Raw genomic sequence first — 24,077 nt, forward strand, 5'->3', positions numbered from 1 at the left:
CACTCAGAATGGCTGCGTGAGCCTGAAGATCGATCACATCTACGTACCCGTCAAGTTCGACCTCGGCGGCACGTTGCAGGACGTGGAGCCGGCCGTTCCGCTGCTGGCCGGGTTGGGCGCCACCACCGTCGACGTGGTCGAGCACGAGGAGACCCGGGCCTACAACATCTCGTACCTCGCCACCCACCCCCCGGTGCTGCAACTCTCCCTCGGCACGTCGGCGGTGCGCGTCGGACACACCACCTGGGCCACCAGCACCCGGATCGTGATCTATCCGGCGCTGGGGGTGATCTCGGTGGACCTGCGGTTCGCAGCGCCGGAGCCGACGGCCGGTACCGAGGAGATCTGCCGGTTCTATGACGACCTGGTCCGCGAGAACACCCTCGACTACTTCCGGCACCTGCGCGACCTGGAGGTGTTCCCGGCGAACCTGGCAGGGCACCTGCGGGCGATCGAGGCCGAGCCCCGCGAACCGGGTGGGCTGACGGTGTCCGCCCACGTCCAGGCGGTCCGCGCGATCCTGCAGGACTCGCCCGGTTTCGAGCCACGGGAACGGTGCTACCCGTTTCAGAACATGCGGCAGTTCTTCGTGCTGCGCGGTCCGGAGGGCGGCGAGGACGAGCCGGTCGTGGAGTCCCTGCTGCGGCTCTCCGCGCTGCCGGTGACACCCGGTTCGCCGGCGGACGACGGTCCCCTGCGCCTGCGCGGCCTGGTGGTGCGCACGACCGGCTGGTCCACCGTGGCCGTCGTGCACGACGGGATCGAGGGCGGTCCGGCGACCGCCCGGATGGTCCAGGACATGTACGGGCAGATCCACGCCCAATGGTTCTTCTGCCAGCTCTGGGTGGGGGTGGATCCGAATGACCACGACGAACTCGTCGGGCCGGGCCACTCACTCGGCGCGCGCATCACCCAGCTGGCCCGGGTGCAGCTGCAGCTCAGCCGAGGGCTGGCCGAGGTGGGCAACGTGGATCTGATGTACCGGGATCCGCTGCGGATCGCGGTGGCCACGTTCCTGATCGACGGCCTGCGGGTGCCCCGGCACCTCCAGGCCGCGCGGCAGCGCCTGGAACTGCTCCGCAGCAACCTGAGCCAGCTCTTCGGGTTGCAGACGGCGCTGTTCCAGCAGCGGTTGCAGTGGCTGTTCTCGATCACTGCGGTTGCCGGTGTCGCCGCGCTCCTGCCGGAGATGCTCCAGGTCGACAGCATGCGCTGGCGGGTCGTGACGGTCGCGCTGTTCGGCATGCTGGCGGTGTTCTGCTGGCTGCTGATTCGGCTGCTCGGACGCGCCGGCGTGCACGCGGGCCGAGCGAACCGTGCAGCCGGTCAGGCGACGGGCAGGCGGCCCCGGGTCGCCTTCGGGTGGGTCCGGCGGCGGCGCGGACGCTGACCGGCCGAAGCCGCCGGGTGGGACGGCTCGATTCTCGGTTCAGCGTTGGCTGGATTCAGCGTCGGCTGTACTGTGACGGGCATGCAGATGTTGACGCACGGCCAGGTGCTGGCCCGCTTCGGCCACGCCCTGTCCGACCCCGTGCGAGCGCGGCTGCTGCTGGCGCTGCGGGACGGCCCCGGATACCCCGCCGAGCTGGCCGTTCTGCTGGGCGCCACCCGGCAGAACGTGTCCAACCATCTCGCCTGCCTGCGCGGCTGCGGCCTGGTCGTCGCCGCTCCGGAGGGACGCCGTACCCGCTACGAACTGGCGGACCCCCGCCTGGCCCACGCCCTGGGAGACCTGCTGGGCCTGGTCCTCGCGGTCGACCCGGCGGCGTGCCCGACCTCCGTCGACGACGGGTGCTGCTGATGGTCACCCCGTTGCCGCTGGTGTCGCCTGGGCAGTCGCCGTCACGGCGGGCGACACTGACCCGGCGTGTGCGGATGCTGGTGGCCGCGACCATCGCCTACAACACCGTCGAGGCCGTCGTGGCGATCACGGCCGGAGCCCTCGTCTCGTCGACCGCGCTGATCGGCTTCGGCCTGGACTCCGTCATCGAGGTGTCGTCGGCGGCGGCCGTGGCCTGGCAGTTCTCGGGCAGCGACCACGAGCGGCGCGAGCGGACCGCGCTGCGCATCATCGCGCTGTCGTTCTTCGGCCTGGCCGCCTACGTGACGGTGGAGTCCGTCCGGGCACTCCTCGGCGGCGACCGGGCCGAGCACTCCACGGTCGGGCTGGTGCTCGCCGCGGTGTCGCTCGCCGTGATGCCGGTCCTGTCCGCGGCGCAACGCCGCACCGGGCGTGAGCTCGGGTCGGCGTCGGCGGTGGCGGATTCGAAGCAGACGCTGCTCTGCACGTACCTGTCCGCGGTGCTGCTGGTCGGCCTGGCGGTCAACTCGCTGTTCGGCTGGTGGTGGGCCGACCCGGCCGCGGCCCTCGTGATCGCCGTGGTCGCGGTCAGGGAAGGCCGCGAGGCGTGGCGAGGGCGTCTCTGCTGCGCCCCGACCTCAGCCACCGCACCCGGGGCGGCCGACTGCTCCGGGGGATGCTGCGCACCTGGGGAACAGCGCTGAGGCCGGTCCCGCCTGCCTGGTGAGACGCCGAAGGTCGTCAGCGTCGCAGGGTCGTGGACGGCGACTCACCGAAGCGCGCACGGTAGTCGGCGGCGAAGCGACCGAGGTGGACGAACCCGTGTTGCAGGGCAACGGTCGTCACGGACACCCCGGGGACGGTCGCCCGCAGCGCACGGTGGGCGGCGTCCAGCCGGCACGCGCGCAGGTACGCCGTCGGCGTCGTCTGCAACTCCCGGCGGAAGCAGTCCTGCAGCGTCCGCACGCTCACCCGCAGCGCCTCCGCGACATCCCCGACCGTCAGAGCCTCGCCGTGGTGGTCGGTGATCAGGGCGCACGCCTGACGGGCGAGGCGCCCGGGGGCGGGGTGCCGTGCCGGTTCGGCGAGCAGGTCGGAATAGGTGTGCCGGTGGGCCAACAACAACTGGGCGATGAGCCCCTGCTCGAAACGAGCGGCGACCTGGGGGTGGTCGAACAGCGAGGCGTCCATGGGGTGTGCCAGCTCGCCGGCGAGGAAGTCCACACCGCGCTCCCACGCCGTCGCCGTGGGCGTGGTCATGGTCATGCCGATGTCGAAGCGGACCGGGCCGTCCACCGGGCGGCCCAGCAGGCGGGAGAGCTCCCGGTCGACGGTGCGCCGGTCGGCGTAGAAGATCCGGTGCGGTGAGCCTGCCGACCACCGCATGTCCGAGGCGTCGTACGGGGAGAGGACGGACGCGACGTCGGGCGTCGAGGTGACGCTGCGGCCGGCGTGCCGGACCACCGTGCCGCCACTGCGGGGGATCTGTACGAGGTAGAAGGTCTCCAGCGGGGTGGGCTGGATGCGTACCGCCTGCCCGTAGTCGAGGTCGATGACGCCCACGCCGCCCACCCGGTGGGCCGCCATCCGCAGCCGGACGTTGTGGACGCCCGACTGGGGCGTGAGGCGGTGCGCACAGAACACGCGACCCACCTCGGCCCGTGCCTGCTCGACGTCACGCGTCCGGATCGTCACGGCATCCATCCGACACCTCCCCGGCGTCCTGATGTGCTGACCCTAGGGCGCGACCGGGGCGACGGGGGTCGGAAAGGCGGCGACCCGACAGGGAGCAGGCCGGCTGCGCACGACGGACACATCCCGCGTGCGGCGGATAGCGGCCCATCGACGCTGCTGGTTAGCGTACGGACACCGCCGGCGCACCTGCTGCGGCGGTTCTCGTCAGCGGGTCACACCCCATTTCGGAGGCTGCCATGAGGATCGCCGTCGTCGGCGCTGGATTCGCCGGCCTGAGCGCAGCGAAGGTGCTGCGGCAGAGTGGCTTCCACGTCACCGTGTTCGAGAAGGCGCCCGACGTCGGTGGGGTGTGGAGTCGCACCCGCCGGTACCCCGGCCTCCGTACCCAGAACGACAAGGGCACCTACCACCTCTCCGACCTGCCCATGCCGGCGCACTACCCGCAGTGGCCGACGGGGGAGCAGGTGCAGGAGTATCTGGAGAGCTACGTGGACATGTTCGGGCTCGGCACAGCCCTGCGGCTCTCCACGGAGGTCGTCTCCGCCGAACTTCTCGACGACGAGACCGGGTGGCTGCTCGCGTCGCGGCCGGCGGGCGGCGGGGACCCGGTGACCGTGGAGAGGTACGACCACCTCGTCGTCGCCAACGGCATCTTCTGCGATCCCCTCGTCCCGTCCTTCCCGGGCGTCGAGGACTTCACGGCCGCCGGCGGACGGGTCCTGGCCGCGGGGGAGTTCCACGACCTCGCGGCGGCGCGGGAGAAGAACGTCCTCATCGTCGGGTACGGCAAGTCCTCCTGCGACGTGGCGATCCCCGTGAGCGATGTCGCCGCCCGGACCCACGTCGTCGCCCGCGAACTGCTCTGGAAGATGCCCAGGAAGCTCGGCGGCGCGCTCAACTACAAGTACCTCCTGCTCACCCGCATGGGTGAGGCGCTGTTCCGGTACATCACGCTGAAGGGCTTCGAGCGGTTCCTGCACGGTCCGGGCAACGGCCTGCGCCGCGGCATGCTCGACAGCGTCGGGTCGGTCGCGACCAGGCAGCTCAAGCTGCGTGAGCTGGGCCTCGTGCCGAACGGCAGCTTCCAGGACATCGCCCGCAGCACCGTCAGCCTCGTGACGGAGGGCTTTTTCGAACGCGTCGCCGACGGCCGCATCGGCGTCCACCGGGACCGGACGATCAGCGAACTGCTGGTCGACGACGGTCGACCGGCCGCCCGTCTCGCCGACGGCACGGTGCTCGCCGCCGACCTCGTGATCTGTGGCACCGGCTTCCGGCAGCACGTGCCGTTCTTCGACGAAACGCTGCACGCCCGACTCCAGGACGACGCGGGCAACTTCATGCTGTACCGCCAGATCCTGCCGATCGACGTGCCACACCTGACGTTCGCCGGCTACAACTCCTCGTTCTTCAGCCCGCTCAGCGCGGAGATGGCCGCCGTCTGGACCGCCGCCTACCTGCGGGGCGGGATCACGCCGCCGCCGGTGGACCGGATGCGCGAGGAGGTCCGCACGCGGGTGGCCTGGATGGCGGCGCGGACCGGAGGGCGGCACGCCCGAGGCACGAACGTCATCCCGTTCTCGATGCACAACATCGACGAGGTGCTCGACGAGCTCGGGCTCAACCTCGGCCGGCTGGCCCGGGCCAGGCAGTGGTTGCTGCCGGTCGACCCGCGTTCCTACCGGAGGGTGACGGCACGCATGATCCGGCGTACCGCCGACGAGGGCGTGACGGGTCGGGCCGAACCGGCCCCGGCCCGCCGTGCCGCGCCCTGAGGGCCCGGCGGGCGAGTCGGCCGACGCGCTGGTTCACACGCCGTCGATCCGCCCCGGGGGCGGTAACGTCGGCGAGCGCGAGCCTGTCCCGGATCCACGACACGAGGGGTGTACGGATGAACTGGACGCTGGAAGTGGTGATCGTGCCGGTCTCGGACGTGGACCGGGCCAAGGAGTTCTACGCCGAGCGGCTCGGCTTCACCGTGGACCACGACACCGTGATCAGCGACGACGCGCGACTGGTGCAGTTGACCCCGCCGGGCTCCGGCTGCTCGGTGGTCATCGGCAAGGGAGCGGTGCCGGACATGCCGCCGGGCTCACTGAAGGGGCTGCAACTGGTGGTGCCCGACCTGCAGAAGGCCCGGGCGGAGCTGGTGGAGCGGGGCGTCGAGGTCAGCGAGATCCAGGTGCTGGGGGTCAACCCCCGACCGGTGCCGGACCCGTTGGACAACGTCGGTTTCGTCTTCTTCTCCGACCCCGACGGCAACGCCTGGGCGGTGCAGCAGATCTCCAGTCGGGCCTGAACCGTCACCGGGCAGACCCGAGGGTTCGTGCCGCCATAACCGCCAGAAAGGCGAATAACGTGGGATAAAATCCCCTCACAGGCGCATGAGGCTCGACGGTCCACGAGGAGGCCAGGGCGATGGCGGGGCAGATCACCGAGCACCGCTACCAGGCCCGGCGGCTGGACGTGCCCGTGCCGGCGGTCCTGGCCGGCGGCTGACCCGCTCCGTGCTGACGCGAGCATGGTCCCGGGGGCTGGGGGACAGCACGAGCCCGCGTGGGGCGACCGTTCTGGAACTGCTGTTCGACATCGTCTACGTCTTCGCGCTGGCCCGCCTCGCCGGGCGGGTCGCGGACGACCTGACCATCGTGCGGCACGCGCTGCTGTCCGAGGCGGGGCAGACGCTGCTGTTCTTCGCGGCGATGTGGATGATCTGGTCGCTGAACTCCCTGATGGCGAGCACGTACGACCCGCGTCGCACCGACATCCAGATCGTCCTGCTGGCCACGATGTTCGGCACCCTGGTGCTCGCGGTCTCGCTGCCGCAGGCGTTCGGTCAGCGCGGGATGATCTTCGCCTGCACGTACGTCCTCATCCAGGTCGGCCGCCCGCTCTTTCTGACGTTGGCCCTGCGGGGCCACCCGATGTGGGAGGTCTCCGCCCGGGTGCTGACCTGGCACGCGGTGTCCGGCGTGCTCTGGATCGGCGGCGGCATCAGCGGAGGGCTCGGCCGCGGCGTCTTCTGGACCCTCGCCCTCGCCATCGAGGTGGCCGGGGCGGCAAGCAACTGGCCCGCGTTCGGGATTCGCGGGGCACGCCGCGACGCACTGTCCAAGGTCTCCTACGTTCACCTCGCCGAGCGGTACAACCAGTTCTTCATGATCGCGCTCGCCGAGGTGGTGCTCGAAGCCGGTGCCGCCATCAGTTTTCCGGGCTTCTCCACCGAACGGACCGTCACCCTCGTCGCCGCCTTCGTGGCGGTGGTGGCGTTCTGGCGGATCTACTTCTACCACATCCGGCCGGGCCGGACGGCGACCGGCAGTCTCGCCGGGGAGGGGATGCAACTGTCCCGCTGGGCGAGCTTCAGCCTGCTGCTCATCGTCGGAGGCATCATCTGCACCGCGGTCGGCTTCGGACAGGTCATCGAGGACCCGGACCCGCCGATCGACTGGGCGCTGCTGGTCATCATCTTCGGCGGCCCGGCGCTGTTCCTGATCGGGCGGACCTACCTGGAGAAACTGTCCCCGACCGGGCCCCGCTGCCGGGTGCCGCTGGTCGGAGTGCTGCTGCTGGCCGTGGCGGCGCCACCCATGGTGTTCCTCCCGCCGGTCGCGGCGTCGGTCACCGCCGCCCTGATCCTGGCCGCGGTCGGCGTCGCCGACGGGTTCACCCATCAACGCGGATCGGAGACGAATCCGCCGTTGTAGCGGGCGAGCGCGTCGAGTAGGTTTCCGGATACGCCGTCGAGCCGGGAGGAGGTCAGAACAATGTCCGATGTTCTGCGCCCCCTCCGCGCCTCGGCGTCCGCGCGGATCTGACCGGGGCGCTCGCTTCCGGAGGATCAATCCATGACTGATCTGGTCATCCGTCCGCTTGTCGCGGGCGAGGAAAACCTGTTCGACTCCATGCCCGATTCGCTGCCCCAACTGCGCCAGGTCGGCTACGCCGACGGGATCGCCGGCGGCGGTTACCGCCCCGAGCACACCTGGGTCGCCCTCCGCGGCGGCCGGGTGGTCGGCCGGGCCGCCTGGCTCCTCCCGCCGGGCGCCGTCGGTGCGCCCTGGCTGGAGCGGTTCGACCTGGACGCCGAGCCGGAGGTGGGCGCCGCACTGCTGCGCGCCGCCCACGAGGCGCTGGGCGGTCCCGGTCTGTACTACGCCGCCATGCCGGCGCACTGGCGACGCCGGCCCGAGGTGCTGGCCGTGATGAGGGCGCCGATGGCCGCGGCACGGCTCGCCGGGCTGGTCGAGCGCGGGGAGCGGCTCAGATGCTCGTGGACGGGCACGCCGCTGCCGGCCACCTCCGGGCGGTACGTCTTCCGCCCGGCCACCGATTCGGCGGAGATCAACGCCCTGGTCGCCCGCATCGCCGAGCCGGACGTACTGACCGGCGTGGAGATCGCGCGGGCGGTCCGGGGCGTCGACCTGGCCACCGACCCGCTGGCCTGGCTGGACGGGACGGCCGGCGACTGGCGGGTCGCGTTGGACGACGGCGAGCCGGTCGGACTGGTCGGGACGGCCGGGGACGCCTGCTACCCCCTCGTCGCCTACCTCGGTCTGCTCGACGAGGCCGTCCGGGCTGAGCTGCTGGCCGAGGCGGTGCGGGTGCTGGCCGCCGGCGGCGCCCGGGAGGTGATCGCCGACGTCGACGCCCACCGGGTGGCGGTGCTGGCGGAGCTGGAACGGACCGGCTTCCGGCAGTTGCGCGCGCGGGTCGCCTTCGCACCGGCAGGCGCTCCGGTGGCCGCCGCCGGTCGTCAGGACTAGCCGATCGGGGTACGCCCTGCCGCCACCAGGGCGTACCCCGTCCCCACCGCCCCATCGATCGACGGCCCGGTGAGAGGATCTGCCGGTGCCGAAGATCCTTGCCAGCACCCACCAGCAGGCCTAGCGTCGATGGACCTGTTCGGTGCGCACCTCACCGTCCTCACCCTCTGCTTCGCCCTCGCCGTCGGCGGGCTGACGGTGCTCCTGTCGGCGGTCGTCGGGCTCTACCTCTGGCCGTTGCGCCGCCGTGCGCTGCGTGACGCGCCATCGCAACCGCTCGACTTCGCCTCCGCCACCCGGGCCGCCGAGGCCACCGTGGCGGCCGAGGCCGCGGACCCGGGGGTCAGGCCGGAGTCCCGGAGCCGGTTGCTGAGCCACGGCACGCGTACCGGCAGGGTGGTGCTGCTGCTGCACGGGTACACCCTGGGGCCGGAACAGTACGACGAACTGGCCCGGGAGTTCTTCGCCCGCGGCTACAACGTCTGGGTTCCGCGGGCACCCCACCACGGCACCGCCGACCGCCGGGCACACCACCGGGTCGAGGCGACTGAGCTGACCGCGTACGCCGCCCAGGCGTTGACCGTCGCGGCGGGTCTCGGCGACGAGGTGGGTGTCGTGGGAATCTCCGGCGGCGCGGTGCTGGCCGCCTGGTTGGCGCAGGTCCGCGGCGACGTCGTGCGCCGCCTCCTGCTGCTGTCGCCGTTCTTCGGCCCCGACCCACGTCAGGCTCCGGCGTTCGCCGTCAAGCCGCTCATCGTGCTGTACGGGCGCCGCCTCCTGTCCGACCGCGTCAACTCGCGCGGCTACTCCTTCTCGGCGGTCACGCAGTACCTGACGATCGCCCGCAACCTCCCCGATCCGCCCCGACGGACCGGTCTGCTGACCGCCGCGGTCGCGATGAGCCCGCTCGACGGGGTGGTGGACCCGGTCGCGGCGGTGACCGTGCCCCGCAGGATCGCCGAGGCGAGCGGCATCCAGCTACGCGTCTGCATGCTGCCGGAGGCGTTGGCCGTCCGCCACGACGTCCTCGACCTCGCCTCGCTCGGCGCCGACGGACCCGCGTTGCACCGGCTCTACGTGGCGCTCTACGCGGGAGAGCCGACGCCGACGCCGACGGCCGGACTCGCCCGGACGAGCAGCGCGGGCGAGTAACGGTCGACGACATGGTGGCAGGGGCGTACGCCCTGCCACCACCGCTGGCCGGTCGATCAGGCCCGGACGGCACGCCGGCGCTGCCGCCAGGCCAGACTCACGGCCTGCAGGACGAAGAAGACGCCGCCGGCCGCGGTGTAGAGGATCAACATGCTGAGGCTCGGTTCGCCGCCCAGGGCGGCGGGCAGGTAGGTCGCGCCGGCGATGACCGAGAGCGCGCCCGCGATCAGCATCGGCCACTGGCGGCCCAGTTCGGGGCCGTGGCGGCGGATGGCGACGGTGAACTGGGCCACGCCCGAGACGATGGCCCAGACGCCGAAGGTGAAGAGCACGGCGCCGATCCCGCTGATGGCCGTCAAGCCGAGGGCGAGGGCCGCCAGGGCGCTGAGCGCGGTGTTGAAGATCTGCAGCTTGCGGGCCGGGGTGCCGGGGTCCTCGCGGGCATCGAGCAGCGAAGCCACCACGTCGATGAGCGGGTAGGTGACCAGGAGGACGACGGCGGTGGCGCTGAGCGAATCGGTGACGGCCGAGAAGCCGGCGGCCCAGGCGATCGCGACAAGGCCGCGGACGAGGTAGACGCGAAGGAGGGAGGGCATTCGAGTGCCAGCTTTCTGCCAGGAGTGTCGGGGGTACCCGGACGACTCTGCCGACCGCACCGGTCGGTGGCCCCAGGGAGAGACCCTGGCCGAGGCACTGGTCCCGGCCGACCCGACCCCGGCGGGGCACCTTGGGCACTGTCCGTCGCGGACCAGGCGGTTCCCCCGGGGCGACCGGCCGCTGAAGCCCAGGGCACCGGCCAGGGGTTCTCCCTGGGGCGACGGGTGAACCCGGCGCGCGACGGTGGAGGCCGGACGCCGAGCGGCATCCGGGCGCAGCAGAGGAGTGAAGATCATGGATTTCAAGCTGGAAGTCATCGTCCTGCCGGTCTCCGACGTGGACCGGGCCCGGGACTTCTACCAGAAGGCGGGCTTCCGGGAGGACGTCGACTACGTCGCCCCGGACGGCTTCCGCGTCGTGCACCTCACCCCGCCCGGCTCGGCGGCCTCGATCATCATCGGTGACGGGGTGGCCGACGCCGCACCGGGCTCGGTGCAGGGCGTGCACCTCGTGGTGGACGACGTCGTCGCCGCCCGGGCCGAGCTCATTGCGCGGGGAATCGAGGTGAGCGAGGTCTTCCACGACGCCGGGGGCGTGTTCCACCACGCCGGCACGCGGGATCGGGTGGCCGGCCCACAGCCGGACCGGCGGTCGTACGGCTCGTTCGCGTCGTTCAGCGACCCGGACGGCAACGGCTTCGTGCTGCAGGAGGTCACCCTGCGGCAACCGGGACGGGTCACCCACGTCGTCTACGGCTCGGTGACCGAGGTGGAGCAGGCCCTGCGCGACGCCGCCGCGGCGCACGGCCGGCACGAGGCGGAGCTCGGTCACGAGGACCCGGACTGGCCGACCTGGTACGCCGGCTACATGGCTCGGGCCGCCGGACTCGATTCCTGACCCCGGCGCGGTCCCTCGCGCCAGCGACGCGCCAGGGACCGCGCGGCGGATTCCCTCGCGCGCTCGTGAGCAGGCGTTACTCCTTCGCGGGGTCAACGCTCTCGCTCGGTGTACCCTCCGCCGGGGAGGATGACGTGCCGAGCAAGACCGAAAGTCCCGTGCTGCGCGGCCGGCGGCGCGAGCGGGACACGCTCGACCGGCTGCTGCGCGACGTCCGCGCCGGGCACAGCAGGGTGCTGGTGCTCCGCGGTGAGGCGGGCGCCGGCAAGACCGCGCTACTGGACTACCTGAGCGAGCACGTACCGGCCGGTCGGGTGACCCGGGCGGCCGGGGTGGAGCCGGAGTCCGAGATCGCGTACTCGGCGCTGCAGCAACTCTGCGCGCCGCTGCTCGGCCACCTCGACCAGCTGCCGGACCCGCAGCGTGTCGCGCTCGCCACCGCTTTCGGGCTGAGCCCCGGCAACCCACCCGAGGGGCTGCTCGTCGGGCTCGCCGTGCTCAACCTGCTCGCCGAGGCCGCGTCGGAGCAGCCGCTGGTCTGCATCGTGGATGACGTGCAGTGGATGGACCGGATGTCCGAGGTCATCCTCACCTTCGTCGCCCGTCGACTCGACGAGGAGTCGATCGCGCTGGTCTTCGCCTCCCGCAGCCCGGGGGACGAACAGATCCTCGGCAGTCTGCCGGAGCTGCGCGTCGACGGCCTGCCCGCCGCCGAGGCGCGGGCGCTGCTGGACTCGGTGCTGCCCGGACCGGTCGACGACCTGGTCCGCGCCCGGATCGTCGCCGAGACGCGTGGCAATCCGCTCGCCCTGCTCGAGCTGCCGCGAGGCCTCACGCCGGCGGAGTTGGCCTTCGGATTCGGCGCGCAGAACTCGGCGCCCCTGGTGAGCCGGATGGAAGCGGGCTTTCAGCGGCGCATCGCCGCGCTTCCGGCGAACACCCGCCGGCTCCTGCTCACCGCCGCGGTCGAGCCGGTGGGTGACGTGACGCTGCTGTGGCGCGCACTTGAGCGGTTGGGCGTCGGACCGGACGCCGCCGCGCCAGCGGAGGCAGCCGGGCTGGTCGAGTTCGGTGCCCGGGTGCGGTTCCGCCACCCACTGATGCGTTCCGCCGGTTGGCGGTCGGCCGAGGCCGCGGACCTGCGCGAGGTGCACCGTGCGCTCGCCGAGGTGACCGATCCGGATCAGGATCCCGACCGCCGTGCCTGGCACCGGGCGCATGCCGCCGTCGGGCCGGACGAGGAGGTCGCCGGGGAACTGGAGCGTTCGGCTGGCAGAGCGCTCGCCCGCGGCGGCCGATCCGCCGCCGCGTCCTTCCTCGAGCGCGCCGCCGAGCTCACCCCGGACCCGAAGCCGCGTGCCGCACGCGCCCTGGCAGCCGCGCGCGCTCGATTCGACGCGGGGGAGCTGGCGCAGGTACCGGACCTGCTGGCGGCCGCCGAGATGGGTCCGCTCGACCCGTTGCTGCGGGCCGGGGTGGAACGTCTACGGGCTCAGGTCGCGTTCGTGGTCAACCCCGGCCGGGCAGCAGGCCCGCCGCTGCTCGCCGCCGCCGGCCGTCTCGAGGAGCTGGATCTCGCCGCGGCGCGCATGACGTACCTCTCGGCCCTGGGTGCCGCCGTGCACGCCGGCCGGCTCGGGGGCGGCGACCTGCGCCGGGCGGCCGAAGCCGCCCGCGGCGTGCCGGCCGGCGGGGAGCCTGCCGGCCTGTTCCTGACCGGCCTCACGGCATGGGTCTTGGACGGGTACGCGCCCGCTGTTCCGCAGCTCCGCCGAGCCCTCGACGCGACGACGGCGGAGGAGGACCTGCACCTGCTCTGGCTGGCCGGGCCGGTCGCCCACGAGGTGTGGGACGACGCGGCCTGGTACCGGCTCACCGAGCAGGCGGTCGGGTTCGCACGTACCACCGGCGCGCTGTCGCTGCTTCCCACGGCGCTGGTCTTCCGCGCCGGGGCGCTGGTGTTCGCGGGTCGGTTCGCCGACGCGTCAGGCCTGCTCGACGAGGCCGATGCCCTCGGGGAGGCCACCGGGCTGGCCATGCATCCGTCCGCCTCCCTCACCCTGGCCGCGCACCGCGGCCGGGACCTGCCCGCGATGGAGCTGATCGACGCCACCGCCAGGGACGCTGACGCGCGCGGCGAGGGCCGCCTGCTCGGCCTGGCCGGCTACGCCAGGGCGGTGCTGTGCAACGGGCTCGGCCACTATCCGGCCGCATTGGAGGCCGCGCGGCAGGCGGTCGAGTACGAGGACCTCGCCGTATTGAACTGGACGCTCAGCGAGCTGGTCGAGGCTGCCGCACGCGCCGGGGAAGCCGAGGTTGCCGCCGAGGCACGCGAGCGTCTGACGGAACGAACCGGCGCCGCCAACACGGACTGGGCCCTCGGCACCCAGGCGCTCGCCGACGCACTGGCGGGACCGTCGGGGAAGACCGAGGAGCGGTACCGCGAGGCGGTCGAGCGGCTGAGCGCCACCCAGCTCGGCCTGCAACTGGCCCGTGCCCGCCTGTTGTACGGCGAGTGGCTGCGTCGGCACAATCGGCGCGCCGACGCCCGGACCCAGCTGCGCGCCGCACACGAGGCGTTCGCCGCCATGGGTGCGGAGGGCTTCTCCGAGCGGGCGAGCCGGGAGCTGGTCGCCACCGGCGAGACCGTGCACAAGCGGACCCTCGGCGTACCCGTCGAGCTCACCCCGCAGGAGGCGCAGATCGCGCGGCTGGCCGTGGCGGGGCGGACGAACCCCGAGATCGGCGCAGTGCTGTTCCTCAGCCCGCGTACCGTCGAGTGGCACCTGCGCAAGGTGTTCACCAAGCTGGGCATCGGGTCGCGCCGCGAGCTGGCAGCGGCGCTGCGCGACCGCTGACCCCATGGCGACACCGGGGCGCGCGCGAACAACCGCCCGGCGAGGTCGACCCCGGTGATCGTGCCCCTCTCGTCGCGGGCGAAGGGGCCATGCCCGCGGCCACGACCCGGTGTGACGGGTGCGTGGCCGCGGACACGACGCCGGGTCAGCCGCTGACGAGCTTGCTGGCGTATTCCGGGTTGGTGTAGTCGCGCCAGGCGGCGATCTTGCCGTCCCGGATCTCATAGATCGCCATGTTCATCACCGGGGCCACCGGCCGGCCCGGCAGGCCGAGGCCGTGGACCTGCTCGGCGATCACGACATCGCCGTCCACCGCCTGGTGCACCGTGGCGAACTGGACCTGGGCGAAGGTGCCGAAGACGCCCCGCCAGAGCTGCAGGACCGCCTCCCGGCCGCGAACCTGCTTGTCGCCGTACGCCTGAAAGACAATCTCGGGGTGCAGGTAGGGCGCGAGACGCTCGGCGTCCCTGGTGTTGAACGCCTCGACGAACTCGCGGACCAGTGAATCGTTGCTCTGTGACATGTCGAGGTCCTTCAGTTGGCGGGTTGGGTGGCGCCGTTGAACACCGGCGGGGCATATCCGGTGGGCTTGTCGCCGACGCCGAGGCCGGGGCTCACGACCCAGGACTGGTACTGCGGGGTGAACATTCCGTAGGGCATCCCGACGTGCGGCGCGCTGGCCTCCTCGAGTCGCCGACGGGCATCCGCCGGGATCTCGAAGTCGAGCGCGGCGAGGTTGTTGTCCAGCTGCTCGGGGCTGCTCGCCCCGATGATCACCGAGGCAACCGCCGGCTGCGTGGCCGCCCAGTTGATGGCCACCTGGGCCATGCTGCGACCCAGGTCGGCGGCCACGCCCTCCAGCGCCTCGATCACCTGCCAGTCGCTGGGGTTGATCTCGCTACCCGGGGCGTCGGGATTGGTCAACCGGCCGGTCCCGCTCATGCCCTCGCCGGTGCGCCGGTACTTGCCGCTGAGCAGGCCACCGCCGATCGGGCTCCAGGCGGTGAGGCCCATGCCCAGCGTCTGGGCCATTGCCACGTACTCCGCCTCGATGTCGCGCATGACCAGGGAGTACGGAAGCTGCACGGTGACCATCGGCGTCAGCCCGTGGGTCTCGGCGTAGCTCTGCGCCCGGGCCGCGTACCAGGCCGGTACGTCGGAAAGCCCGGCGTACCGGATCTTGCCGGCGCGTACCAGGTCGTCGAAGGTCTGCACGACCTCCTCGACCGGGGTGATCCGGTCCCACGTGTGTAGCAGGTACAGGTCGATGTAGTCGGTGCCGAGCCGGCGCAGCGAGGCGTCCAGGGCGCGCACCATGTGCTTGCGACCGTTGCCGCTGGCGTTCGGGTCGCTCGGGTCGATGGTGTTGGTGAACTTGCTGGTGAGCACGAGTCGATCCCGGACACCGGCCCGGTCGATCAGGCGGCCGAGGATCCGTTCACTTTCTCCGGCGGTGTAGAAGTCCGCGGTGTCGATGAAGTTCCCGCCTGCCTCCAGGTACCGCCGGAAAATCGGCTCCGCCTCTTCCTCGGTCTTGCCGTAAGCGGCATGGAACCCGTCGACGCCGAAGTTCATCGTGCCCAGAGCCAGTCGGCTCACCCGCAGACCGGACCGCCCGAGCAGGTAGTAGTGGTTCATCGTTGCGTCCTTCCGATCGCTTGTCGGGTCCGGAGCGGACCGCGTGGTCCAGACCTTTGCTCGGCAAAAATGGACCTGCAAGTCCAAAGCTTGCGCTACGGTTGGACTGCCAGGTCCAGACGAAAACCGGTGACGGAGGTCTCATGACACGCGCGTTGACCCGCAAGGGTGAGGCGACCCGGGCGCGGATCGTCGCCGGGGCGGCGGCCGAGATCCGCGAGCGAGGTGTCGACGAGGTACGGCTCGAGGACGTGATGGCCCGCACCGGCACCAGCAAGGGCCAGCTCTTCCACTACTTCCCGGAGGGCAAGGATGAGCTGCTGCTCGCCGTGGCAGAGCACGAGGCCGACCAGGTGCTCATCGACCAGGAGCCGATGCTCAGCAACCTGACGTCCTGGCCGGCCTGGCTGGCGTGGCGCGATCGGCTGGTCGAGCGCTACCTCGCGCAGGGCATGCAGTGCCCGCTCAACGGGCTGCTCGGTCAGGCGGGCCGGCGCGCGCCGGGCGCGCAGGCGGTGGTGACAGGCCTGATGGGGCGCTGGCAGAAGGCGATCACCGAGGGCATCCGGCACATGCAGTCGACCGGGGACATCGCCCCCGAGGTGGACGCCGACCGCGCCGCCGCGGCGCTGCTGGCCGGCATCCAGGGCGGCGTGCTGTTGTTGCTCTCCACCGGAAGGATCGACCACCTCGAGGCCGCCCTCGACCTGACCATCGACTCCCTCCGGGCAGGTGCCCGCGCCGTGTGAGCGCAGGCGTCGACGGCCGACGGCGACGGCCCCGGAGTGGTCAGTCCGGGGCCGCCGCGTGGTGTCGGTGCGGTCAGGCGGGGACGCAGCGGTGGTTCGCGGCCAGAGCGGGGTCACCGTGGCCGGTGTAACGGGCCGCCTGCGGATATCGGCACGCGTTGCGGCTGACGGAGCCGTCGGTGCTTGAGGTGGCGAGGGTGGCCGGAGCCTGGCCCTTCTCCACCCAGTTGACGAGCGTGCCCAGCTCGTCGGTCGGCTGCAGGCCGGTGCCGCCACCGCAGTGGGCGACGCCGGGCAGCAGGAACAGCCGGTAGAAGTCGTCGACGCGCTTGTTGCCGCCGAACACCCGGTTGACCCGCTCGCGGTAGTCGACCGTGCCCTGGGTGGGCACCAGCTCATCGGCCTGGCCGTGCCAGCTGAGCAGCTTGCCGCCGGCCTTCGCGAACGCGGACAGGTCGGGGTCGTCGGTGCCGATGATGTCGTTGTACTGCCGCTGTGACTGACGGAAGATCTGCGCGAAAGTCCGATAGGTCATGGTCGTGGTGGCGAACGAGGGGTCCTGCTTCACGAAGTACCTGACCCAGCTGTCGGCGACGGTGAACGGCACGCCCACCACGGCCAACCAGCTGAAGCTCGCCCCCTTGTTCGGGCCGTACCAGAGCTTTTGACCCGTGGGGGAGACCGGTCCGGCCCAGATCTTGCGGACCGCGTCGGCGGTTGCGGCGGAGATCGTGATGGTCCTGCCGTCGCAGACGACCGTGGTGCCGATCAACCGTCGGGCGTCCCAGTGGCAGTCCTGCGGGTTGTCGATGACGCCGTCGGCGACCCCGTCGAGGGGGTCACACGCCTTGACCGCCGCGGCGGTGAACGCCTCCAGCTCACACTGGGTGGGCTGGACCTTCTCCTCGTGGAAGACGACCTGCGGCCACAGCGTGGCGACCGCGAACCGGTCCCAGTTGATGGCCGGCGCCGTGGCCAGGACGCCCTGGAAGTCCGTCGGGTGGTCCTGGGCCTCCAGGTAGCCCTGGCGACCGCCGGTCGAACAGCCGTTCCAGTACGAGTAGCGCACCGCCGTGCCGTAGAACTTTCTGGCCACGTCCTTGCCGACGACGGCCATGTCGTGCAGCGAGCGGGAGGCGAAGTTCTTCAGCAGCGGAGTGTTGACCGTGCCGGCCGGGGTCAGTGCCCAGCCGCTGACGTCGACCGGGTTCTGGCCGACACCGGCGTCGGTGGCAGCGGCGACGTAGCCGTTCTTCACAGCGGTGACCAGCGGTGCGCCGAAGTCACCGGCGAGGTAGGCGCTGCCGCCGGTGGCCTGGAACCGCCCGGTCCACCTCTGCGGGTCCTGCGGCAGCGAGACCTTGACCGTGACGTGGTCGTTCGCGCCGGGGTGGGTCAGCGTGACCGTGACGTCACACCTGGCCGGCACATCGGTGATCGGCGGCGGGGTGGGCAGCGGGGTTGCGTCGGGGAAGGTGACGGTCCCGCCGGCCTGTGCGACCGCCCGCACCGACTCCACCGTGGTGCCGGGCGGCGCGGAGACGGGCATGGCGGAACAGGTCGTAGCGGCACCAGTGCCGCCGTCGCGGGTGACGCCCGAGGCGGCCATGGGCACCAGCGCCGCCGACAGCGGCACCGCCGCCGCCATCAGCAAGATCAGTCGTCGTTTCATGCCCGTCACCATCGCCTGGAGCCGGCGACTCTCGCCCCAGGGAGACGCCCTGGGGTACACCCTGGCCCGGTGCGTCGTCCAGGTAGTAGCCGGCTCGATTCCTGCGGGCGACGATGGCCGGCGCGGAAGCCGATCGCCGGCCGGTGAGTTAGCCTCTGACGCGAGTTGCTGGAGATCGGAGCAGGCGTGGCAGGTGACGACGACATCTCCGGGTGACAACCCCGGCCGGCCGCAGACGGGCGCGTGATCGCGCTGTCGCCGCGGCCCTCGTCGTCATGCCCTGCTCGCGCCGGGCCGCCTGTGTGCGCCCGGATCTCCGTTCTCCGAGGTCACCATGTCTGTTCGACCCGCACTGATCGCCCATGACCTGCTGCGCATCCGGGGTGACCGCCGGGTGCTCGACGGTGTCTCCCTGACCGCCGCGCCCGGCCACCGGATCGGCCTGATCGGCGAGAACGGCACCGGCAAGACGACCCTGTTGCGGGTCCTCGCCGGCGTCGACGAACCCGACTCCGGCACCGTCGCCCGCCCACCGGATCTCGGCTTCCTGCACCAGGAGATGCCCTTCAGCCCGGCCGCGACCGTCGCCACCGTCCTGGACGACGCACTCCGCGAGGCGCGAGCGGACCTCGCCGAACTGGACCGGCTCGGCACGGAACTGGCCGCGACGCCCGAGGACACCGAGCGGCATGCGCAGCTGCTGGCCGCCTACGGCGAGACTCTGGAGCGGGCGCAGGACCGCGACGCCTGGGACGCCGACCGGCGCGCGCTGACGGTGCTCGCCGGCCTCGGCCTCGGCGGGACACCCCACGAGCGGCGGCTGACCGCACTGTCCGGCGGGCAGCGTGGCCGTCTCGCGCTGGCCGCGATGCTGATCCGCCGGCCGGACGCACTGCTGCTCGACGAGCCCACCAACCACCTCGACGACGCGGCGGCGGCGTTCGTCGAGGAACAGCTCCGCGCGATGCCCGGAGTGGTCGTGGTGGCCAGTCACGACCGGGCGTTCCTGGACGCCGTGTGCACCCACGTCATCGACCTGGACCCGGCGGTGGAGGGGCCGGTCCGCTACGGCGGCGGGTACACGGCGTACCTGTCGGTGAAGCGCGCCGAGGCCGAGCGGTGGCGCCGGCGCTACGACGACGAGCAGGTGCAGCTCGCCGAGCTGCGCGAGGCCGCAGCCGTGACGGGGCACCAGGTCGCGCACGGGCGCGGCCCTCGCGACAGCGAGAAGATGGGGTACGGGCACACCGCGGGCCGGGTGCAGAACCAGATCTCCCGCCGGGTGCGCGACGCCGCCCGCCGGTTGGAGACGCTGGAGCGCCATCAGGTCGCCGCGCCGCCGGAGCCGTTGCGCTTCCACGCACCCGTTCTGGCCTCCGGTGCCGGCGACGACGCCATCGTGACGATGCACCAGGTGGAGGTCCCCGGCCGACTGCGGGTGGAGCAGCTGGCCGTGACGGCCAGCGACCGGCTGGTGGTGAGTGGCCCGAACGGCGCCGGCAAGTCGACCCTGCTGGCGGTCCTCGCCGGCCGGCTGAACTGTGCCGGAGCCGTCTGGCGGCGGCCTGGTCTACGGGTCGGCCTGCTGACCCAGGACACCGTCTTCGCCGATCCACGGCGGACCGCTCGCGAGACCTTCGCGACGACCGTCGGTGTGCAACGGGCCGAGGCGGTGCCGCTGTCGTCGCTCGGACTGCTCGCGCCCGCGGATCTCGACCGACCGGTGGGGGAGCTGTCGGTCGGCCAGCGCCGTCGGCTCGCCCTCGCGGTGCTCGTCGCCGATCCGCCGGAGCTGCTCCTGCTGGACGAGCCGACCAATCATCTCTCCCCACGACTCTGTGACGAGCTGGAGGAGGCGTTGGGCACCGGGCCGGGCGCCATCGTCGTCGCGAGCCACGACCGGCGGCTCCGATCCAGGTGGCCGGGCCGGGAGGTCACTCTCACCGTCGGACCGTCCGCCGTTGGAAACGTTTTCGTAACGAGCCCTTGACCTCTCCGCCACTAGCGGAGCAGACTCCCGGAAACGTTTACAGCTATCGGGTGGAGGTGCCGGACGTGGGTCGTAAACGTTTACAGGAATCGGTTGACGGCCGGCCCACTGTGCACACCGTCGCCGCGCGCGCCGGTGTCTCCATCGCCTCCGCGTCCCGGGTGCTCAACGGGGTCGGCGGCAGCCCGGAGACGATCCGCAAGGTGCGCGCCGCCGCGGCCGAGGTCGGGTACGTGCCCAACGCGATCGCCCGGTCGCTGCAGTCCCAGCGCACCGGCCTGGTCGCGCTCGCCGTCGAGGACATCGGCAACCCGGTCTACGTGGAGATGATGCGCGCCATCGAGGCCGTCGTCGCCTCCTCCGGTCGGCAGCTGCTGGTGCACGCCACCGGCGGGCGGATCGACAACGAGACGGCCCTGCTGCGCCGGCTCGCCAACCGCTACGTGGACGGGATGATCGTCTCGCCGATCCGGGTCACCGACGACCACCTGACCGCGCTGGTGGACAGCCCGGTACCGGTCGTGGTGGTCGGCCAGCTCGGCGCGGACGCCGCGGTGGACAACGTACGCACCGACTCCCGGCACGGTGTCGCGCTGGCCGTGGACCACCTCGTCGCCACCGGCCGACACCGGATCGGCTTCGTCAACGGTCCGCTCGACACCGTCCCGGGCACCGCGCGTGACGCCGGCTTCCGAGCGGCCCTGACCCACCACGGCATCCCGCTCGACGAAGACCTCATCGAGGTCGGCGACTTCCAGTACGCCGCCGGCCGGGAAGCCACGCAACGGCTGCTCGCCCGCACCGACCCGGACGCGCTGGTCTGCGCCAACGACCTGATCGCGGTCGGCGCGCTGCACGCCCTGCTGGCCGCCGGTCGCCGGGTGCCGCAGGACGTCGCCGTGGTCGGCATGGACGACACCGAGTTGGCCCGGATGATGTTTCCCCAGCTCTCCAGCGTCTCGCTCGGCTCGGCCGAGCGTGGTCGCCGGGCCGCCGAGCTGCTCCTGCAACGCATCGCCGACCCGAGCCTGCCGCCACGGCGCGAGCAGGTGCCACCGAGCCTCGCCATCCGGGCGTCCAGCGGCACGACGCTGCCCGCTCCCCGGCCGGCAGACCCACCGACCAACCACCCGTCCAGCGAAGGGGTGACCTCATGACCACGCTGGCCGAGCGGCCGGACGTCGAGCGGGCCGGCCCGGCCCGCCGGCCGAGCCGGTTCCGTTCCGACCGGACCGCCATCTACCTGCTGCTGCTGCCGTCGCTGCTGCCGATCCTGGTGCTGTCGGTGTTCCCGCTGCTGCGCGGCATCTACCTCGGCTTCACCGACGCCCGGGCAGGGCGCAACGTCGAGGTCTCCTTCACCGGCCTGGCCAACTACCGCGAGCTTCTGGGCGACGAGCTGTTCTGGAACTCGTTCAAGATCGGGCTGGTCTGGGCGCTCGGTGTGACGGTGCTGCAGTTCCTGCTCGCCCTCGGTCTGGCCCTGCTGCTCAACCAGCAGCTGCGGTTCCGGGGCGTGGCCCGGGTGCTGGCTGTGGTGCCGTGGGCGATGCCGCCGGTCGTGGTCGGCATCCTCTGGAAGCTCGTCTACCACCCGGACGCCGGCCTGCTCAACGAGTTCTTCCACCGCATCGGCGCCGACGGGATGCGCACCAACTGGCTCGGCGACTTCAGCACCGCGCTGCCCGCCGTCATCCTCGTCGGGGTCTGGGCCGGCATGCCGCAGACGACCGTCGTCCTGCTGGCCGGCCTGCAGGGGGTGGGCCGCGAGCTGCACGAGGCGGCCGCCGTGGACGGAGCGAGCACGTGGCACCGGTTCCGGCACGTCACGCTGCCCGCCCTGACCCCGGTGATCGTGGCGATCACGTCGCTGGACTTCATCTGGAACTTCAACTCGTTCGGTCTGGTCTACGTGCTGACCGCGGGCGGGCCGGGCGGCAAGACGATGCTGCCGATGCTCTTCGCCTACGAGGAGGCGTTCCGCTACGGCAACTACGGCTACGCCGCCGCGCTCGGCAACGTGATGGTCGTCCTCATCATCGCGCTGCTCGCCGTCTATCTGCGCCGCCGGCTGAGGGAGGCGAACTGACATGTTTGGCAAGCCGAGTCGTACCGGGCGCACCCTGCAGTACGTGGCGCTCGCCGGCTACCTGATCTTCCTCGGGTTCCCGCTGGTCTGGCTGGTCTCGACGGCGTTCAAGCCGCCCCGGGAGCTGGTGCGGCTGCACCCCACGTTGATTCCCAGCGACCCGACCGTGCAGAACTTCGTCCAGGCCTTCACCGAGCAGGAGCTGGGCCGTGCGGCGCTGAACAGCCTCCAGGTCTCGCTCGCGTCGGCGGTGCTGACCGTGCTGGTCGCCATGCCGGCGTCGTACGCGCTGGCCCGGTTCCGCTCCAAGCTCGGCACCGCGGCGCTGGGCTGGGTGCTGCTGTCCCAGCTCTTCCCGTTCGTGCTGCTGATCATCCCGATCTTCCTGGTGTTGCGGCAGGTCGGCCTGGCCAACACGCACGCCGGGCTGGTGCTGATCTACGTGGTCTGGGCGCTGCCGTTCGCCCTCTGGATGCTGCAGGGCTTCGTCCGCAACATCCCTCGGGAGCTGGAGGAGGCCGCCTCCGTGGACGGCGCGAGCCGCGTGCAGGTGCTGCGCCGGGTGGTGTTCCCGCTGCTCGCCCCGGGCCTGGTCGCCACCGCGCTGTTCTCCTTCATCTCCGCCTGGAACGAGTTCTTCTTCGCACTGGTGCTGATCAAGACCCCGGAGCTGGCGACCCTGCCGGTCGCGTTGGCCCGGTTCGTCGGCATCGAGGGCACCGCCCGGCTCGGGCCCCTCGCAGCCGGTTCACTGCTGGCCACACTGCCCAGCCTGATCTTCTTCGCGTTCATGCAACGCCGGCTCTCGTCCGGGTCGCTCGCCGGCGCGGTCAAGGGCTGAACCGTCCCCCCACCCACCACCAAGGAGGTAACCCCCATGCTCCGTACCCGATTCCGTCGACTCGCCGCGGCCACCGCGGTCGCGGTCGTCGGCCTCGGCGCGCTCGCCGCGTGCGGTGACGGCGGCGGCGACGAGGCCACGTCCGGCCCGGCCAAGCTGCGCTTCCTCAGCCTCGCCTGGCAGAAGGAGTCGCTGCAGGTCAACAAGGACCTCGTCGCCAAGTGGAACGCCGAGCACCCCGACATCCAGGTCGAGTACGTCCAGGGTGACTGGAACTCGGTGCACGACCAGTTGCTGACCTCCTTCGAGGGCGGCGACGCGCCGGACATCGTGCACTACGAGGCGTCCGCGATCGGCGAGTTCACCAAGCAGGGCTACCTGGCCGACCTGTCCGGGCTCGTCTCGGGCGACCTGAAGGGTCAGATCGACCAGGGCATCTGGGACACGGCCACCTTCGACGGCAAGGTCGCCGGGGTGCCGTTCCTGCTGGAGTCGCAGGTCGTCATCGCCAACAAGAAGCTGCTCGACGCCGCCGGCGTCACGGTGCCGCCGGCCGACGGTGGCTGGACCTGGGACGAGTTCCAGGGCAACGCGCAGAAGCTCACCAAGCCCGGGCAGTACGGCGTGGCGTGGGCGCTGAAGTCGCCGACCAACCGGGTGCTCAACCTGGCCCTCAACTACGACGGGAAGTTCTTCTACACCGACGGCGGGCGCACCGAGGTCCGGGTCGGCGACGCGGAGAAGGAGATCCCGAAGCGGATCCACGACATGATCTACACCGCGAAGTCCGCCTCCCCGGAGGCGCTCGGCATGAGCGGCGCGGACACGCTGCCCGGCTTCTTCGGCGGCAAGTACGCGATGCTGCCCGGCTCGGTGTCGCTGCGTCAGCAGATGGTCGAGCAGGCGCCGTCCGGCTTCGAGTGGGTCACCCTGCCACCGGTCAAGGGGCTGTCCACCAAGCAGGCGGCCAACCCGCAGACGCTGTCGGTCTCCGAGGACAGCAAGCACAAGAAGCAGGCCGCGCAGTTCCTCGAGTACTTCCTGAACCCGACCAACATGGCCGCGCTGGCCAAGGGTGACTGGCTGGTGCCGACCGGCAAGCATGCCAACGAGGAGCTGGTCAAGGTCACCGGCGGCAAGCAGGGCTGGGACGTCGCCGCGGACAGCGCCGCGGACCTGACGGTCGCCCCGTTCCAGCAGGCCGACGGCTACCCGGAGTGGAAGACCAAGTACGCCACCCCGGCTCTCCAGCAGTACTTCGCCAACAAGATCACCCTCGATCAGCTCGGTACGCAGCTGGTCGATGGTGGCAAGCAGGTTCTGAGGTAGGAC

General features: G+C 71.7%; 21 protein-coding genes. 16 read left to right on the forward strand and 5 right to left on the reverse strand.

Annotated elements, in window-relative coordinates; all coding sequences use genetic code 11:
• Nucleotides 1-16 precede the first annotated feature (16 nt).
• The 3 genes from M8C17_RS05110 to M8C17_RS05120 all read left to right on the forward strand — a co-directional run bounded on the left by M8C17_RS05110 (nucleotide 17) and on the right by M8C17_RS05120 (nucleotide 2,505).
• Nucleotides 17-1,390, forward strand: a complete 1,374-nt coding sequence (locus M8C17_RS05110; RefSeq protein ID WP_252415207.1) for a hypothetical protein — start codon at nucleotides 17-19, stop codon at nucleotides 1,388-1,390.
• An 81-nt stretch (nucleotides 1,391-1,471) separates the two neighbouring features.
• Entirely contained in the window at nucleotides 1,472-1,801 is a 330-nt protein-coding gene (locus tag M8C17_RS05115; RefSeq protein ID WP_252415208.1) for a helix-turn-helix transcriptional regulator, read from the forward strand.
• The gene (locus M8C17_RS05120) at nucleotides 1,801-2,505 is read left to right on the forward strand and encodes a cation transporter (protein ID WP_252415740.1); all 705 of its coding nucleotides are present in this window, start codon (nucleotides 1,801-1,803) and stop codon (nucleotides 2,503-2,505) included. The genes M8C17_RS05115 and M8C17_RS05120 overlap by 1 nt, the downstream gene beginning before the upstream one ends.
• A gap of 37 nt (nucleotides 2,506-2,542) precedes the next feature.
• On the opposite strand, the gene M8C17_RS05125 is transcribed toward M8C17_RS05120, so the two are convergent.
• Entirely contained in the window at nucleotides 2,543-3,505 is a 963-nt protein-coding gene (locus M8C17_RS05125) for an AraC family transcriptional regulator (RefSeq protein WP_252415209.1), read from the reverse strand.
• A gap of 227 nt (nucleotides 3,506-3,732) precedes the next feature.
• Between M8C17_RS05125 and M8C17_RS05130 the strand changes: the two genes are divergently transcribed.
• The 5 genes from M8C17_RS05130 to M8C17_RS05150 all read left to right on the forward strand — a co-directional run bounded on the left by M8C17_RS05130 (nucleotide 3,733) and on the right by M8C17_RS05150 (nucleotide 9,414).
• Nucleotides 3,733-5,271 (forward strand): NAD(P)/FAD-dependent oxidoreductase, encoded by a 1,539-nt coding sequence (locus M8C17_RS05130; RefSeq protein ID WP_252415210.1) that lies wholly within the window; start codon nucleotides 3,733-3,735, stop codon nucleotides 5,269-5,271.
• 116 nt (nucleotides 5,272-5,387) lie between these two features.
• On the forward strand, nucleotides 5,388-5,795 hold the full coding sequence (locus M8C17_RS05135; RefSeq protein WP_252415211.1) for a VOC family protein: 408 nt from the start codon (nucleotides 5,388-5,390) through the stop codon (nucleotides 5,793-5,795).
• Between the two features lie 208 nt (nucleotides 5,796-6,003).
• Nucleotides 6,004-7,203, forward strand: coding sequence for a low temperature requirement protein A (locus tag M8C17_RS05140; RefSeq protein ID WP_252415212.1), 1,200 nt, complete (start codon nucleotides 6,004-6,006; stop codon nucleotides 7,201-7,203).
• A gap of 141 nt (nucleotides 7,204-7,344) precedes the next feature.
• On the forward strand, nucleotides 7,345-8,262 hold the full coding sequence (locus tag M8C17_RS05145; RefSeq protein WP_252415213.1) for an acetyltransferase: 918 nt from the start codon (nucleotides 7,345-7,347) through the stop codon (nucleotides 8,260-8,262).
• Between the two features lie 129 nt (nucleotides 8,263-8,391).
• Entirely contained in the window at nucleotides 8,392-9,414 is a 1,023-nt protein-coding gene (locus M8C17_RS05150) for an alpha/beta fold hydrolase (RefSeq protein ID WP_252415214.1), read from the forward strand.
• Between the two features lie 56 nt (nucleotides 9,415-9,470).
• Here M8C17_RS05150 and M8C17_RS05155 read toward each other — a convergent pair whose 3' ends face one another.
• Nucleotides 9,471-10,010, reverse strand: a complete 540-nt coding sequence (locus M8C17_RS05155; protein ID WP_252415215.1) for a DUF308 domain-containing protein — start codon at nucleotides 10,008-10,010, stop codon at nucleotides 9,471-9,473.
• Between the two features lie 295 nt (nucleotides 10,011-10,305).
• Here M8C17_RS05155 and M8C17_RS05160 point away from each other — a divergent pair, with 295 nt between their 5' ends.
• The gene (locus M8C17_RS05160; protein ID WP_252415216.1) at nucleotides 10,306-10,908 is read left to right on the forward strand and encodes a VOC family protein; all 603 of its coding nucleotides are present in this window, start codon (nucleotides 10,306-10,308) and stop codon (nucleotides 10,906-10,908) included.
• 134 nt (nucleotides 10,909-11,042) lie between these two features.
• The gene (locus M8C17_RS05165) at nucleotides 11,043-13,766 is read left to right on the forward strand and encodes an AAA family ATPase (protein WP_252415217.1); all 2,724 of its coding nucleotides are present in this window, start codon (nucleotides 11,043-11,045) and stop codon (nucleotides 13,764-13,766) included.
• Nucleotides 13,767-13,911: 145 nt separating this feature from the next.
• On the opposite strand, the gene M8C17_RS05170 is transcribed toward M8C17_RS05165, so the two are convergent.
• Together M8C17_RS05170 and M8C17_RS05175 are read right to left on the reverse strand one after the other, a co-directional pair.
• A complete protein-coding gene (locus tag M8C17_RS05170) occupies nucleotides 13,912-14,289 on the reverse strand; it encodes a nuclear transport factor 2 family protein (RefSeq protein WP_252415218.1) in 378 nt (125 codons plus the stop codon).
• An 11-nt stretch (nucleotides 14,290-14,300) separates the two neighbouring features.
• Nucleotides 14,301-15,404, reverse strand: a complete 1,104-nt coding sequence (locus M8C17_RS05175; RefSeq protein ID WP_252415219.1) for an aldo/keto reductase — start codon at nucleotides 15,402-15,404, stop codon at nucleotides 14,301-14,303.
• Between the two features lie 143 nt (nucleotides 15,405-15,547).
• On the opposite strand from M8C17_RS05175, the gene M8C17_RS05180 reads away from it, so the two are divergent.
• A complete protein-coding gene (locus M8C17_RS05180; protein ID WP_252415220.1) occupies nucleotides 15,548-16,153 on the forward strand; it encodes a TetR/AcrR family transcriptional regulator in 606 nt (201 codons plus the stop codon).
• 73 nt (nucleotides 16,154-16,226) lie between these two features.
• Here the strand turns inward: M8C17_RS05180 and M8C17_RS05185 are convergent, their stop codons facing one another.
• Complete coding sequence (locus M8C17_RS05185; RefSeq protein WP_252415221.1) at nucleotides 16,227-17,825, reverse strand: tannase/feruloyl esterase family alpha/beta hydrolase; 1,599 nt, start codon at nucleotides 17,823-17,825, stop codon at nucleotides 16,227-16,229.
• Between the two features lie 334 nt (nucleotides 17,826-18,159).
• On the opposite strand from M8C17_RS05185, the gene M8C17_RS05190 reads away from it, so the two are divergent.
• The 5 genes from M8C17_RS05190 to M8C17_RS05210 all read left to right on the forward strand — a co-directional run bounded on the left by M8C17_RS05190 (nucleotide 18,160) and on the right by M8C17_RS05210 (nucleotide 24,074).
• Nucleotides 18,160-19,815 carry an ABC-F family ATP-binding cassette domain-containing protein gene (locus M8C17_RS05190; protein ID WP_252415222.1) on the forward strand — a complete coding sequence of 552 codons (1,656 nt, stop codon included), beginning with the start codon at nucleotides 18,160-18,162 and terminating at the stop codon, nucleotides 19,813-19,815.
• Nucleotides 19,816-19,880: 65 nt separating this feature from the next.
• Entirely contained in the window at nucleotides 19,881-20,972 is a 1,092-nt protein-coding gene (locus tag M8C17_RS05195) for a LacI family DNA-binding transcriptional regulator (RefSeq protein ID WP_252415223.1), read from the forward strand.
• Nucleotides 20,969-21,904: a carbohydrate ABC transporter permease gene (locus tag M8C17_RS05200; RefSeq protein ID WP_252415224.1), complete on the forward strand. Its 936-nt coding sequence runs from the start codon at nucleotides 20,969-20,971 to the stop codon at nucleotides 21,902-21,904. Before M8C17_RS05195 ends, M8C17_RS05200 begins: the two co-directional genes overlap by 4 nt.
• Before the next feature lies 1 nt (nucleotide 21,905).
• Complete coding sequence (locus tag M8C17_RS05205; RefSeq protein WP_252415225.1) at nucleotides 21,906-22,745, forward strand: carbohydrate ABC transporter permease; 840 nt, start codon at nucleotides 21,906-21,908, stop codon at nucleotides 22,743-22,745.
• Nucleotides 22,746-22,781: 36 nt separating this feature from the next.
• Complete coding sequence (locus M8C17_RS05210) at nucleotides 22,782-24,074, forward strand: ABC transporter substrate-binding protein (protein ID WP_252415226.1); 1,293 nt, start codon at nucleotides 22,782-22,784, stop codon at nucleotides 24,072-24,074.
• The last annotated feature ends 3 nt before the right edge of the window (nucleotides 24,075-24,077 follow it).

The organism is Micromonospora sp. RHAY321, assembly GCF_023896955.1.
Lineage (GTDB): Bacteria > Actinomycetota > Actinomycetes > Mycobacteriales > Micromonosporaceae > Micromonospora.